Source organism: Cellulomonas sp. B6 (genome assembly GCF_001462455.1).
GTDB lineage: Bacteria > Actinomycetota > Actinomycetes > Actinomycetales > Cellulomonadaceae > Cellulomonas.
Map to the genome: position 1 here is coordinate 14,123 of NZ_LNTD01000097.1, position 13,053 is coordinate 27,175.

Here is a 13,053-nt window from a genome sequence, read left to right on the forward strand (position 1 = left end):
ACGCGTCGCCGGGCGACGGGCTCACGCCGCCCGGCGACGCAGCGCCCGCAGGACGAGCGGCACGAGCGGCAGCGCGAACCACGCCGCGAGCACGACCCGCGTCGCGGCGCCGCCCGGGTCGTACGGGCCGGGCAGCACCGCGGTCGGCGTGATCGCGAGCATCGGCAGCGTGCGCGCGAGCGCCAGCACCTCGTCGTCGGGCATGTCGGCGACGTCGCCGAGCGTCGAGCGGCCGGCCACGCCCATCGACGCCGCCAGCACGCGCATCGCGCGCACCCGTGCGGCGTCGTCGACGACCTCCGCCGCACGTCCCGCGAACGCCGCACCGGGCAGCGTGACCTCCACCTCGGGGTGCGCGACCGCGTTGCGGTACCACTGCGCCGCGTGCCCGTACCCGGCCACGACCACCACGGCGCCGTCGACCACGGCGTAGCACAGCGGCACCTCGCGGCGCGCGCCGCTCACCCGCCCCGTCGTGGTCAGCAGCAGGATCGACCCTGCCAGCGGCGTCGCGAGCAGCACGCCGCCGCCGCGTCGCAGCGCGGGCGCCGCGACGCGGCGGTTCACCACGAGGAACGCGCGACGCAGCGGCTCGGCGAGGCGGGTGAGGACGGGACCGTACGGCAGCGGGTCGCTCATGCGACCACGCTAGGGACCGGTGCGGCACCGCGGCAGAGACGAAGGTCGCGACCGTCAGGCACCCGCCCGGACCGACGGGTCGGGCCGCGCCGCGCGCGCCGTGAGCCGCTCGAGCGGACCGCGCCCGAGCGTCAGCGCCCACGCGGTGCACGCCACGAGGAGCACGACCGCGGACACCGGCCACACCGCCGGGTGGACGCCGCCGTCGTCCGTCAGCGCGGCGGGGACCAGGCCGAACGGCCACAGCAGCACCGCGAGCGACACGACGTGCACGGAGTACGCCGTGAGCGGCATCGACCCCACCGTCGCGACCGGCAGCAGCAGCCAGCGCAGCGGACGTGCGAGCAGCAGGCAGACGCCCAGCACCGCGAGCGCGAACCCGCCCGACCCGACGATCTCCGCCGTGCCGCCGCTGTGCGGCTGCGCCGACCACGCGGCCGCGGGCACCGAGGAGAAGCCGCCGGTCTCCCGGAACGTCGCGAGGTAGCCGGTCGGCGCCTGCGCGCCGTCGCCCGCCTCGCCGCCGCCGTCCGGCTGGCAGTACACGGCCCCGCCGTCCTGCGGCACGCAGACCGTGCCCGTCAGGTCGACCTCGTCGCCCGGGACCGCCTCGGCCTGCTGCGACTGCGCGCCGACCGGCGCGGCGTCCACCACCGCACCCAGGCCGTAGCCGAGGCCCGCGAGCGCGACGCCCCCCGCCACGAGCCCGGCCGCGAGACGCGGCGACGTGAGGTCGCACCGCCCCAGCGCCATCCCGGCGAGCATGAGCGCCACCCAGGTCGTCGCCGGGTACATCCCGGTGACGAGCAGGCCCACGCCCGCGCCGTAGGGCTGGAACGTCAGCGCCTCGACCACGGCGACGAGCGTCGGGCCCAGGAGCCCGACGGCGGCCGCGCCGACCAGCAGACGCCGCCGCGACCAGCCCAGGAACGGGATCATCAGCAGGAACAGCACGCCGTAGACCGGCAGGATCACGTCGACCCACGTGTCGAGCATCTCGAGCGCGAGCCCGATGAGCAGGACCACGATCCCGCGCCGCGCCAGACGCAGCCGCGCGTCCTCCAGCGCCTGCCCCGTCAGTCGCGACCGGCCGCCCGACACGAACGCGAGGGAGACGCCCGCGACCAGCGCGAACAGGATCGAGGGGCGCCCGTCGACGAGCGCGAGCCACGTGGACGGGTCGCCCCAGCTCAGCTCGGGACGGCTCGAGACGACGTGCGCGCCGATCATGCCGAGCACCGCCAGGCCACGGGCGACGTCGACGCCCATGACGCGCGGCGGACGCCCGAACGCCGCGAGTCGCGCACGGAACCCCGCGGACGCCGGCCGGGACTCCCGCGGCGCATCACCCGCCGGCGGGTCCTCGTGGGCGCGGGGGACGGTCCTGAGCGGGCCGGGCACGGCCCGGGACGACATCTCCATGGACCTCGACGCTAGGCACGCGGGACCTTCGGCCACGTCCGCCCGGGGGCCCACGTCACGTCATGCCACGGGTGGACCCGCAGGTCAGCGCGCTGCGGGTCGCGGGTCGAGCCGGGCTCCGCCCCCAGGATTCGAACCTGGACCGCAAGGCTCCAAAGGCCTGCGTGCTGCCGTTACACCAGGGCGGACCGGCGGCCCAGTCTGCCAGTCCGGCACGCCCCGTCGCGCCGGACCGACTGTCGACGTCCCCCCGCCCGGCGGTCCCGCACGGCAGACTGGACCGATGGCCTCCGACCCCAAGCGGACGACCCGCGCGCGCATGACGGGCACGCAGCGGCGTGCACAGCTGCTGGACGTCTCACGGCGGCTGTTCGCCGAGAAGGGGTTCGACAACACCAGCGTCGAGGAGATCGCGGCCCGCGCCGAGGTGTCCAAGCCCGTGGTGTACGAGCACTTCGGCGGCAAGGAGGGCGTGTACGCGGTCGTCGTCGACCGCGAGATCCAGGCGCTCACCGGGGCGCTCACCAGCGCCCTCGAGGAGGGTGGCCACCCCAAGGTCATGGTCGAGCGCACGGCGCTCGCGCTGCTGAGCTACATCGAGCAGTCCGAGGACGGGTTCCGGATCCTCGTGCGCGACTCGCCCGTCGCACAGGCCACGGGCACGTTCTCGTCGCTCATCGGCGACGTCGCGTCGCAGGTCGAGCACCTGCTGGCGGCGCAGTTCAAGAAGCAGGCCCTGGACCCGCGCACGGCGCCGATGTACGCGCAGATGCTCGTCGGCATGGTCGCGCTCACGGGTCAGTGGTGGCTCGACGCGCGCAGCCCCAAGAAGGCCGAGGTCGCGGCGCACCTGGTCAACCTGGCCTGGAACGGCCTCGAGGGCCTCGAGCGCCGCCCGACGCTCACGCGTCACCCCTGACCGGAGCGCCCCGGCGCGGCTCGCGGCCGGGGTCTCTCGACGACGACTAATCTTCCGACCATGGCCGAGCCGCACGACGACGGGACCCCGCGCGACGAGGTCGACCGCATCGTGCTCGCCTGGCAGCACGAGCGGCCGGACCTCGACGTGCGTCCTCTCACCGTGCTCTCGCGCGTCAGCAGGCTCGCGCGGCACCTGGACCTCGCGCGGCGCGGCGCGTTCGCGCGGCACGGCCTGGAGACGTGGGAGTTCGACGTGCTCGCGGCGCTGCGGCGCGCCGGTGCGCCCTACCGCCTGTCGCCGGGGGCGCTGCTCACGCAGACGCTCGTCACGAGCGGCACCATGACCAACCGGATCGACCGGCTCGTGCAGCACGGGCTGGTCGAGCGGCAGCCGTCGCCCGACGACCGACGGGGCGTCCTCGTGCAGCTCACGCCCGCGGGGCTACGGCGCGTCGACGAGGCGTTCGCCGACCTGCTCGACGTCGAGCGCGGGCTCCTCGGGGACCTGCCGGAGGCGGACCGCGAACGGCTCGCGGCGCTGCTGCGCGACGTCCTCACGCTGTTCGACGCGTCGTGAGCGCGCGGGGCGCACGCGCGACGGGTGCGCTCCTCACGGCGCTGCTGCTGGTCGCCCTGACCCTGCGCGGGCCGCTCGTCGCCCCGGCGCCCGTCATCGACCAGGTCGCGGCGACGCTCGGACTCACGTCGTCGGCCGCGGGGCTCCTCACGGGGCTCGGCGTGCTGTGCTTCGCGACGCTCACGCCGCTCGCCGCGCTCGCGCTCGGGCGCGCGGGCACCACCCGGATGCTCGCGCTCGCGCTGCTCGCGATCCTGGGCGGCACGCTGCTGCGCTCGTTCGGCGGCGTGCCCGGTGCGTTCGTCGGGACGGTCGTCGTGGGGGCCGCGATCACCGTGGGGAACGTCGGCGTGCCGGTGGTGGTCGCGCGCGACTTCCCGACGCGGGTGCCGCGCGTCATGGGGCTGTACTCGGCGGTCATGAACGCGGGCGCGTGGCTCACGACGCTCGGCACGGCGCCCCTCGCGGGGCTCGTCGGCTGGCGCTGGGCGCTCACGGCGTGGGGCCTGCTGGCGCTGCTCGCGCTCGTCGTGTGGCTGCGCGTGGCGGGCGACGGCCCGTGGCGCGCGACCCGGCGGACCGCGTCGCGCGCAGCCGCCGTCGCCGCCGCACCCGGCGCCGCGGGCGCCGCGCTCGCGGCGCCGACCGCAGCGGCGACGGCGGCACCGCCCCGCGTCCCGCTGGCGCGCCGACCGGTCACGTGGCTGCTGTGCCTGACGTTCGTCGGGCAGGCGTCGTCGTACATGGGCGTCACCGCGTGGCTGCCGTCGGTGCTGCACGACACCGCCGACCTCGGACGCGCCGGCGCGGGCGCCGCGGCGTCGCTCTTCCAGCTGCTCGGCGTGCTCGGCTCCGTGCTCGCCCCCGCCGCGCTGGCCCGCCGCGTGCCGCCCCGCGCCGTCGTGCTCGCGATCGCGGCGTGCTGGCTGACGCTGCCGGTCGGCCTGCTGCTCGCACCCGGTGCCTGGCCCGCGTGGGCGGTGCTCGGGGGGCTCGCGCAGGGCGCCAACTTCGTCGTGCTGTTCACGGTCGTCGCGGCGGTCGCCGACTCCCCCGGCGACGTCCGGCGCCTGTCGGCCGCCGTGCAGACCGTCGGGTACGCGGTCGCCGCCGCGACACCCAGCCTGCTGGGCGCGGCGCACGAGGCGACGGCGGGCTGGACCGCGCCGCTCCTGGCCGTGGTCGGCCTGCTCGTGCTCGCGGCCACCGCGCACACGCTCGCGGCGGGCCACCTCCCCCGCCGCTGACGACGACGGCGCGGGAGAGCGGCCGACACGGCCGACCGGAGCTCAGCCCGCGGTCTCGGCGGCCTCGAGCCACGCGGCCTCGAGGTCGTCGCGCTCGGCCGCGAGGGTCCGCAGCTCGGCGTCGAGCGCCGTGACGGCCTGGTGGTCGGTCGCCTGCTCGGCCATGCGTGCGTGCAGGCCCGCCTCGAGCGTCGCGATCCGCTCGAGACGCCGCTCGATGCGCTGCACCTCCTTGCGGGCGGCCCGGACCTCCGCGGCCGACGGCACGGGCGCCGACGGGCCGTCCGCGGCGGGCGCGGCGTCGGCGGCCGAGGGCGCGTCGTCCGGCAGCGAGAACCGCGCACCGCCCAGCGCGGCCGCGCGCAGCTCGAGGTACTGCTCGACCCCGCCCGGCAGGTCGCGCACCTGGCCGTCGCCGAGCAGCGCGACCTGCCGGTCGCACACGCGCTCGAGCAGGTACCGGTCGTGCGACACCACGATCAGCGTGCCCGGCCAGCCGTCGAGCAGGTCCTCGACGGCCGCGAGGGTGTCGGTGTCGAGGTCGTTGGTCGGCTCGTCGAGCAGCAGCACGTTCGGCTCGGCGACCAGCAGGCGCAGCAGCTGCAGGCGGCGTCGCTCACCGCCGGACAGGTCCCGCACGGGCGTGCGCGCGCGCTCGCGCGTGAACCCGAGCCGCTCGACCAGCTGGCTCGCGGTGAGCTCCTTGCCGCCGACCACGACCGTGCGCTTCTCACGCTCGACGGCCTCGACGACCCGCAGGTCGGCGACCTCGTCGAGGTCCTCGACGTCCTGCCGCAGCTCGGCGACCTGCACGGTCTTGCCGCGCCGCACGCGCCCCGACGTGGGCTGCGCGCGGCCGGTGAGCAGGCGCAGCAGCGTCGTCTTGCCCGCGCCGTTGACGCCGACCACGCCGTACCGGTCCCCCGGGCCGAGCCGCCACGTCACGTCGTCGAGCAGCACACGGCCGTCGGGCAGCGTGAACGTCACGTCCTCGAGGTCGAGCACGTCCTTGCCGAGCCGCGCGGTCGCGGTGCGCGCGAGCGCGAGCGAGTCGCGCGGCGGCGGCTCGTCCGCGATGAGCGCGGTCGCGGCGTCGATCCGGAACTTCGGCTTCGACGTGCGCGCGGGCGCTCCGCGGCGCAGCCACGCGAGCTCCTTGCGCAGCAGGTTCTGCCGCTTGGTCTCGATCGTCGCGGCCTGCTGGGCGCGCTCGGCACGCGCCAGCACGTACGCCGCGTACCCGCCGTCGTACTGGTCGACGACGCCGTCGTGGACCTCCCACGTGCGCGTGCACACCGCGTCGAGGAACCACCGGTCGTGCGTCACGACGACGAGCGCGCCGCTGCCGCGCGCGTACCGCTCGACCAGGTAGCCCGCGAGCCAGGCGACCCCCTCGACGTCGAGGTGGTTCGTGGGCTCGTCGAGCACGAGCACCTCGTCGTCGCGCACGAGCAGCGCCGCGAGCGCGACGCGGCGGCGCTGCCCGCCCGAGAGCTGCGCGACGGGTGCGTCGAGCGCGACGTCGGCGAGCAGACCCGTGTGGACCGCGCGCACGCGGGCGTCCGAGGCCCACTCGTGCGCGTCCGCCGTGCCGTGCACGACGTCGAGCACGGTGCCCTCGCCCAGGTCGTCGCGCTGGTCGAGCAGCGCGACCCGCGTGCCGCCCGCGCGCGTGACGCGGCCGTCGTCGGGGGTCTGGCTGCCCGCGAGCACGCGCAGCAGCGTGGACTTGCCGGCGCCGTTGGGCCCGACGACGCCGATGCGCTGGCCGTCGTCGACGCCGAGGCTCACGCCGTCGAGGAGCGTGCGGGTGCCGAGGGTGAGGTGGACGCGGTCAGCGCCGAGCAGGTGGGGCATGAGGTCCTCCAGCCTGCCAGGTCCGCGGGCGGGGTGTCGACGCGGCCCAGGCGACGGCGGCCGTCCGGACCGCAGGCGCGGACGCCGTGGCACGGCCGGGGCGCCGGGCCGCCGCACGAGCACCGCTCGTCGGTGGTCCGGCGCCCGTCGCCGGCGCGGACGCGTCAGGCCGCGTCGCGCCCCGCGAGCACCTCGCGCACGCGCACGCGCGCCCCCATCCGCAGGACCGAGCGCTCGTAGATCCGGGCCGCGACCCCGATCACGGCGACGCACGACGCCGCGAGCAGCACGAGCGACACCAGCGGCTCCCACCACGCCGCGTCGCCGAGGAACAGGCGGACGGGCATGCCCACCGGCGCGCTGAACGGCACGTACGACATCACGGTCATGACGGTCGGGTTGTCGTTGAAGAACACCACGAGGAAGTACGGCGCCATCACGAGCCACATCGCCGGCTGCAGCACGACACCCGTGTCCTCGATCCGCGACACGAGCGACGCGCTCGCCGCGAACAGCGCCGCGAGCAGCACGAACCCCACCCCGAAGAACACGACGAACCACACGAGGGGCATGCCGACGAGCGTCAGCACGTCGTCCTGCCCCGTGACGACCAGAGCGAGCACCGACACCGCCGCGATCGCGGCCGTCTGGCCCAGCGCGAGCGCCGAGTTGCCCAGGATCTTGCCGGCGAGCAGCGCACGCGCGGGGACCGCGGACAGCAGGATCTCGACGATCCGGGTCTGCTTCTCGGTGACCGTGTTCTGCGCGATCGTCGAACCGAAGCCGATCGCCGACATCATGAAGACCAGGCCGAAGCCGAACGTCACCGCGTAGCGGACGGCACCCTCGGCGGCGGACGGGTCGAGCAGCTCGACGTCCGGCTGCTGCGTGAGCGCCTCCATGAGCGCCGCCGGGGCCGACTGCATCGCGAGCACCTCGACCCCGAGCGGGCCGTCGGCCGGGACGACGGCGGCGTCGACGTCGCCGTCGCGCACGGCGCGCTCGGCGGCCGCGCGGTCGGCCACGTCGGTGACCGCGAGCCCCTCGGTCGTCGGGACCTCGCCCACGACCGACGTCACGACCGCGACGGGCACGTCGTCGCCCTGCCGGCCCGAGAGGAACGAGCTCACCACGATGGCCGCCAGGATCCCGACCAGCAGGACGGCCGTGGAGATGACGAACGACTTCGAACGGACCTGCGACGTGATCTCGCGCTCGGCGACGAGCAGCGTGGCACGGGCCAGCGAGGGACGGGCGGGGCTGGTGGTGGTGCTCATCGGGCCGCCTCCTGCAGGTCGGGCTCGGGCGCGTCGGTGACGACGTCCCGGAAGATCTCGGCGAGGGACGGGCGCAGCGGCGTGAACGCGTGCACCGGGCCGCGGGCGAGCGCGGTGCGCAGCACGTGCTGCGCGGTGTCGTCGTCGGCCTGGAACACCGCGGTCGCGGCGGCGAGCTCGTCGACCCGGACACCGGGCACGTCGCGCAGCCACGCGACGTCGCCGTCCGCGACGATCTCGTGCCGGGCCGTGCCGTGCTGCGCGCGCAGCTCCTCACGTCCGCCCGCGGCGCGCACCCGCCCGCCGGCGATGATGACCAGGTCGTCGCACAGCCGCTCGACGACGTCGAGCTGGTGTGAGGAGAACAGCACCGGCACACCCTGCGCGGCCCGTTCGGCGAGGACGCCCTGCACGACGTCGACAGCCATCGGGTCCAGACCCGAGAACGGCTCGTCGAGCACGAGGACGTCCGGGTCGTGCACGAGCGCCGCCGCGACCTGCGCCCGCTGCTGGTTGCCCAGCGACAGGCTCTCGACCGGGTCCTTGGCGCGCTCGGCGAGCCCGAGCCGCTCGACCAGCGCGTGCGCGCGGTCCGACGCCCCCGCCTTGTCGAAGCCGTGCAGGCGCGCCAGGTACGTCAGGTGCTCGACGAGCTGCATCTTGGGGTAGAGCCCCCGCTCCTCCGGCATGTAGCCGAAGCGGGAGCGCTGGGCGCCGTCCAACGGCACGCCGTCGACGGTCACCGTGCCGCCGTGCGGCGCGAGCACCCCGAGGATGATGCGCATCGTCGTCGTCTTGCCGGCCCCGTTGCCGCCCACGAACCCCGTGAGCCGCCCGCGCCCGACCGTGAAGCTCACGTCGTCGAGCACGAGCCGGTCGCCGAACGACCGGCTGATCCCGTGCAGCTCGAGCATCGTGCCTCCCTGCGTCCTCGCGTCCGGCACCTCCCGGACGTCCTGCGACGACGCTAGGCGCAGCCGGGGTCCGGGCACCTCGGGCGGCCGGCCGATCCTGCGTCTCCGTCCCGGGACGGAGAGGGGGCGGGCCGGGACGTGCGGGCGAGCGGGCGTCAGCCCGCGAGACCGTGCTCGTGCGCGTAGACGACGGCCTGCACGCGGTCCCGCAGCCCCAGCTTGGCCAGCAGGTTCGACACGTGGGTCTTGACGGTGGCGCGGCTCACGACGAGCTCGGCGGCGATCTCGTCGTTGTTCAGCCCCCGGGCGACGAGCACCAGCACCTCGCCCTCGCGCTCGGTCAGCGGGACGACCTGCTCGGGCGCGGGGCGCGTGGCCGGGCGGTCCTGCACGGCCCGCGCGATCACGGCGCGCGTCACCTCGGGCGCCAGCAGCCCCTCGCCCGCGGCGGCCCGCAGCACCGCGTCGGTGAGCTGCTCGGGGCGCGAGGTCTTCAGCAGGTACCCGACGGCACCGGCGCGCAGCGCCTCGACGAGGTAGTCCTCGCGGTTGAACGTCGTCAGGATCACGACAGCCGCGAGCACGTCGGGGTCGGCGACCAGCCGACGCGTGGCCTCGAGCCCGTCCATGTCGGGCATCTGCACGTCCATGCACACGACGTCGGGGCGCGTGGCCCGCACCAGGTCGACCGCCTCGGCACCGGTGCCGGCCTCGCCGACCACCTCGATCCCGGGGTGCGCGGACAGGATCGTCCCGATCCCGGCGCGCAGCAGCGCCTGGTCGTCCACCAGCACGACCCGCACGGGTCCCGTCATGCGTCGTCCTCCGTCGTCGTCGGCGTCGCGGCCACCGCGACGCCGTCCTGCGTGCCCAGCGGCAGCCGTACGCGCACCACGAACCCGCCGCTGCGGCGGCGCACGGCCTCGAACGTGCCACCGTCGGCCGCCACCCGCTCGCGCATCCCCACCAGTCCCATGCCGGTGGACGGCACGGCGCGCAGCCGTCGGCCGGTGCCGCCGTCGTCCGACACCTCGAGCTCGACCTCGTCCGCGAGCCAGCGCAGCCGCACGTCCGCACGCACGCCCTCACCGGCGTGCTTGCGCGTGTTCGTCAGCGCCTCCTGCGCGATCCGGTACAGGTTGAGGGACGCGATCGGCCGCAGCCGCCGACGCTCGCCGATCTCCTGGAACGTCACCGCCAGGCCCGCCTCGCGCGCACGTCCGACGAGCTCCGGCACGCGCGCGACGTCGAGCGACGCGAGCGCCTCGCCCGAGCCGAGGCCGTCGCCCACGCCGTCCGTCACGGGCTCCGGCGCGCCGCTGTCGCGCAGCATGCCGAGGATGCCGTGCAGCTCGCGCACGGCGTCGCGCGCGGCGTCCTCGACGTGCCCGAGCGCGGCGGTGGCCCGCTCGGGGTCCGAGGTCAGCACCGTGCGCGCGGCCGCGGCCTGCACGCCCATGAGGGACACGTGGTGGGCCACCGCGTCGTGCAGCTCGCGCGCGAGCCGCAGCCGCTCGAGCGCGACCGCCTGCTCCTCGCCACGACGCCGCTCCAGCACGAGCAGGTGCGTACGCCACTGCGTGCGGGCACGGTCGCGCGCCGAGCGCCACGAGTGCTCGCCGAACCACCAGGCGCCCGCGAAGTACAGGGCGTTGGTCAGCAGCTGCAGCAGCGTGAACGACACGAAGGGCGAGAAGACGCCGACCTGGTCGGGCATCTGCTCCGACAGCTCGGGGTCGGTCGCGGCGATGAACAGCGCCACCATCAGCCACGTGAACATCGCGACCACCACGACCGCGCGCACGAGCACGGCGCGCCGGCGGTGCGTCTCCCACGCCCCGACCGTGTACATCGCGCAGAACAGCGCGATGTTCGACAGCAGCGTCTCGGGCACCGTGAGCGCCTGGCCCACGATGAACGACGTCGCGACGGCCAGCAGCACGGCGCTCGGCCAGCGGCGCCGCACGGCGAGCGGCAGCGTCGTCGTGGCCAGCAGCAGCGCCGCGACCCACCCCTCCGCGACGTCCTCGTACGCGCCCGCGACCCGGAACAGCACCATCGAGAGCAGCGAGCCGAGGAACAGCACGACCGCCATGACGAGGTCCCACCGCGCCGCGTCGGCGTCGGGCGCACCGCGCACCCAGCCCGGCACGTCGGGGTCGGTCGGCGGCGCGGACGCGAGGACCGCGGGCGGACGCGACGCGGGCACGACGGCGAGCGCGCCGCCCGGCTCGCGCGTCACGACCGGGTCCGCACCGAGGGTGCCGCTCACTCGCCCGCCACGACGCGCGCACCCGCCACGGGGCCCGTCGCCGTCAGGACGCGGTCGGCGACGCCCGAGGCCGTGAACGCCGCGGCGAGCGCCAGCGCGTGCTGGCGGCTGCGCGCCAGGGCGGCGACCGTGGGGCCCGAGCCGGACACCACGACGCCCAGCGCCCCGGCGTCCGTCGCGATCGCGAGCGGCTCGGCCAGCCCCGGGTCGAGCTCGAGCGCCGCGGCCTCGAGGTCGTTGTGCAGCGCCTGGCCCAGCGCGGCGGCGTCGCCCGCGAGCAGCGCCTGCATGAGCGGCACGTCCTGGTCGTCGAGGTCCTGCGCACCCGCGTGCAGGTCGTCGAACGCCGCGTACACGGCCCCGGTCGACAGGCCGCGGTCCTGCACCGCGAACGCCCAGTGGAACTCGCCGCGGCTCAGCGCGGGCGTCAGCAGGTGGCCGCGCCCCTGGCCGACCGCGGTGTGCCCCACGAGCGAGAACGGCACGTCCGACCCCAGGCCGGCCGCGAGCTCGAGCAGGTCGTCGCGCGACAGGCCGGTGCTCCACAGCGCGTCGCACGCGACGAGCGCGGCCGCCGCGTCGGCCGACCCGCCCGCCATGCCGCCCGCGACCGGCACGCCCTTGACCAGGTGCAGGTGCACGCCCTCGTCGACGCCCGCGCGCTCGGCGACCGCACGCGCGGCGCGCAGCGCGAGGTTCGACCCGTCGGTCGGCACGAGCTCGGCCTGCGGGCCGCTCGCGGTCACCGTGAAGGCGTCGGCCGCCGTCGCGACGACCTCCTCGTACACCGACACGGCCTGGAACACGGTCGCGACCGGGTGGTAGCCGTCGGGCTGGCGCGCCCCGACGCGCAGCGACAGGTTCACCTTGCCGGGCGCCCGCACGCGCACGGCGCGCTCGGGGAGGTCGTCGACGGGGGTGAGGGTCACGGTGCCACTGTGCCAGGTCCGGGCGCCGCGGGCCGCGCGAGGGCCAGCGCCTCGGTGATGCGCGCGAAGCCCGCGACGTCGACCTGCTCGCCACGCGCCTGCGGGTCGAGCCCGGCCGCACGCACGGCCTGCTCGGCCGCCGCCGACGACCCCGCCAGGACGGCCAGCGCCGAGCGGAGCATCTTGCGGCGCTGCGCGAACGCGGCGTCCACGACCGCGAACACGTCGGTGCGTGCGACGCCCGTCGTGGGCGGCTCGCGGCGGTCGAGCCGCACGAGCGCCGAGTCGACGTTCGGCGCGGGCCAGAACACGGCCCGCCCGACGGTCGCGGTGCGCCGGGCCGCGGCGTACCAGGCCGCCTTGACCGACGGGACGCCGTACGTGCGGCTGCCCGGCGGTGCGGCGAGGCGGTCGGCGACCTCGGCCTGCACCATGACCAGCCCCCGCTCGAGCGAGCCGAACCGCTCGAGGAACGTCAGCAGCACCGGCACCGACACGTTGTACGGCAGGTTCGCCACGAGCGCGGTCGGCGCGTCACCCGGCAGCGCCGTGACCGTCAGCGCGTCCTGCGTCACGACGGTCAGTCGCGCACGGCCCGCGTCGTCGCGCAGCACGACCGTGCGCGACACCTCGTCCTCGGTCGTCGGCCCGATCGTCAGCCCGGGCACGTGGGCCGCGACGGTCTCGGGCAGCAGCGTCGCGAGCACGGGGTCGATCTCGACCGCGACGACGTCGGCGCCCGCCTCGAGGAGCCCGAGGGTCAGGGACCCGAGCCCGGGGCCGACCTCGACGACCCGCTCACCGTCGCGCACGTCGGCCTGGCGCACGATCTTGCGGACCGTGCCCGCGTCGAGCAGGAAGTTCTGGCCCAGGGTCTTGGTGGGCCGCACGCCCGCGCGCTGCGCGAGCGCGCGGATCTCCGCGGGCCCGAGCAGGGTGATCGCCGACATGACCCCCGAGCCTAACGACCACCGGCCCGTGCCCCGTGCGCCGCCCGT

General features: G+C 76.1%; 12 protein-coding genes, 1 tRNA gene and 1 pseudogene. 3 read left to right on the forward strand and 11 right to left on the reverse strand.

What is annotated here, in order from left to right; translation table 11 throughout:
- Window positions 1–21: 21 nt before the first annotated feature.
- The 3 genes from ATM99_RS09490 to ATM99_RS09500 all read right to left on the reverse strand — a co-directional run bounded on the left by ATM99_RS09490 (window position 22) and on the right by ATM99_RS09500 (window position 2,249).
- The gene (locus ATM99_RS09490) at window positions 22–639 is read right to left on the reverse strand and encodes a nitroreductase/quinone reductase family protein (RefSeq protein WP_062102689.1); all 618 of its coding nucleotides are present in this window, start codon (window positions 637–639) and stop codon (window positions 22–24) included.
- 54 nt (window positions 640–693) lie between these two features.
- The gene (locus ATM99_RS09495; protein WP_062102690.1) at window positions 694–2,061 is read right to left on the reverse strand and encodes a heparan-alpha-glucosaminide N-acetyltransferase domain-containing protein; all 1,368 of its coding nucleotides are present in this window, start codon (window positions 2,059–2,061) and stop codon (window positions 694–696) included.
- A 116-nt stretch (window positions 2,062–2,177) separates the two neighbouring features.
- Window positions 2,178–2,249 (reverse strand) — tRNA-Gln (locus ATM99_RS09500).
- 131 nt (window positions 2,250–2,380) lie between these two features.
- Here ATM99_RS09500 and ATM99_RS09505 point away from each other — a divergent pair.
- Genes ATM99_RS09505 through ATM99_RS09515 form a run of 3 tightly spaced genes read left to right on the forward strand, consistent with a single transcriptional unit; the run spans window position 2,381 to window position 4,806 of the window.
- Window positions 2,381–2,980: a TetR/AcrR family transcriptional regulator gene (locus ATM99_RS09505; RefSeq protein ID WP_062102699.1), complete on the forward strand. Its 600-nt coding sequence runs from the start codon at window positions 2,381–2,383 to the stop codon at window positions 2,978–2,980.
- Between the two features lie 60 nt (window positions 2,981–3,040).
- The gene (locus ATM99_RS09510) at window positions 3,041–3,559 is read left to right on the forward strand and encodes a MarR family winged helix-turn-helix transcriptional regulator (RefSeq protein WP_062102691.1); all 519 of its coding nucleotides are present in this window, start codon (window positions 3,041–3,043) and stop codon (window positions 3,557–3,559) included.
- Window positions 3,556–4,806 carry a CynX/NimT family MFS transporter gene (locus tag ATM99_RS09515; protein ID WP_062102692.1) on the forward strand — a complete coding sequence of 417 codons (1,251 nt, stop codon included), beginning with the start codon at window positions 3,556–3,558 and terminating at the stop codon, window positions 4,804–4,806. The genes ATM99_RS09510 and ATM99_RS09515 overlap by 4 nt, the downstream gene beginning before the upstream one ends.
- A gap of 42 nt (window positions 4,807–4,848) precedes the next feature.
- On the opposite strand, the gene ATM99_RS09520 is transcribed toward ATM99_RS09515, so the two are convergent.
- The 8 genes and pseudogenes from ATM99_RS09520 to rsmA all read right to left on the reverse strand — a co-directional run bounded on the left by ATM99_RS09520 (window position 4,849) and on the right by rsmA (window position 13,005).
- Window positions 4,849–6,132, reverse strand: coding sequence for an ABC-F family ATP-binding cassette domain-containing protein (locus tag ATM99_RS09520; RefSeq protein WP_369798048.1), 1,284 nt, complete (start codon window positions 6,130–6,132; stop codon window positions 4,849–4,851).
- Window positions 6,133–6,180: 48 nt separating this feature from the next.
- Window positions 6,181–6,663 (reverse strand): annotated as a pseudogene (locus ATM99_RS19920) (ATP-binding cassette domain-containing protein); the annotation flags it as partial.
- Between the two features lie 164 nt (window positions 6,664–6,827).
- A complete protein-coding gene (locus tag ATM99_RS09525; protein WP_062102694.1) occupies window positions 6,828–7,940 on the reverse strand; it encodes an ABC transporter permease in 1,113 nt (370 codons plus the stop codon).
- Window positions 7,937–8,854 carry an ABC transporter ATP-binding protein gene (locus ATM99_RS09530; protein ID WP_062102700.1) on the reverse strand — a complete coding sequence of 306 codons (918 nt, stop codon included), beginning with the start codon at window positions 8,852–8,854 and terminating at the stop codon, window positions 7,937–7,939. Before ATM99_RS09530 ends, ATM99_RS09525 begins: the two co-directional genes overlap by 4 nt.
- 155 nt (window positions 8,855–9,009) lie before the next feature.
- Entirely contained in the window at window positions 9,010–9,669 is a 660-nt protein-coding gene (locus tag ATM99_RS09535; protein ID WP_062102695.1) for a response regulator transcription factor, read from the reverse strand.
- Window positions 9,666–11,126 (reverse strand): sensor histidine kinase, encoded by a 1,461-nt coding sequence (locus ATM99_RS09540; RefSeq protein ID WP_223304943.1) that lies wholly within the window; start codon window positions 11,124–11,126, stop codon window positions 9,666–9,668. Before ATM99_RS09540 ends, ATM99_RS09535 begins: the two co-directional genes overlap by 4 nt.
- Window positions 11,123–12,055, reverse strand: coding sequence for a 4-(cytidine 5'-diphospho)-2-C-methyl-D-erythritol kinase (locus ATM99_RS09545; RefSeq protein WP_062102696.1), 933 nt, complete (start codon window positions 12,053–12,055; stop codon window positions 11,123–11,125). The genes ATM99_RS09540 and ATM99_RS09545 overlap by 4 nt, the downstream gene beginning before the upstream one ends.
- A complete protein-coding gene (gene rsmA, locus ATM99_RS09550; protein ID WP_062102697.1) occupies window positions 12,052–13,005 on the reverse strand; it encodes a 16S rRNA (adenine(1518)-N(6)/adenine(1519)-N(6))-dimethyltransferase RsmA in 954 nt (317 codons plus the stop codon). The genes ATM99_RS09545 and rsmA overlap by 4 nt, the downstream gene beginning before the upstream one ends.
- Window positions 13,006–13,053: the final 48 nt, after the last annotated feature.

Coding starts and splice junctions, on each gene's coding strand:
- ATM99_RS09490 (WP_062102689.1), bottom strand. CDS start 639: ATGAGCGACCCGCTGCCGTACGGTCCCGTCCTCACCCGCCTCGCCGAG.
- ATM99_RS09495 (WP_062102690.1), bottom strand. CDS start 2,061: ATGGAGATGTCGTCCCGGGCCGTGCCCGGCCCGCTCAGGACCGTCCCC.
- ATM99_RS09505 (WP_062102699.1), top strand. CDS start 2,381: ATGACGGGCACGCAGCGGCGTGCACAGCTGCTGGACGTCTCACGGCGG.
- ATM99_RS09510 (WP_062102691.1), top strand. CDS start 3,041: ATGGCCGAGCCGCACGACGACGGGACCCCGCGCGACGAGGTCGACCGC.
- ATM99_RS09525 (WP_062102694.1), bottom strand. CDS start 7,940: ATGAGCACCACCACCAGCCCCGCCCGTCCCTCGCTGGCCCGTGCCACG.
- ATM99_RS09530 (WP_062102700.1), bottom strand. CDS start 8,854: ATGCTCGAGCTGCACGGGATCAGCCGGTCGTTCGGCGACCGGCTCGTG.
- ATM99_RS09535 (WP_062102695.1), bottom strand. CDS start 9,669: ATGACGGGACCCGTGCGGGTCGTGCTGGTGGACGACCAGGCGCTGCTG.
- rsmA (WP_062102697.1), bottom strand. CDS start 13,005: ATGTCGGCGATCACCCTGCTCGGGCCCGCGGAGATCCGCGCGCTCGCG.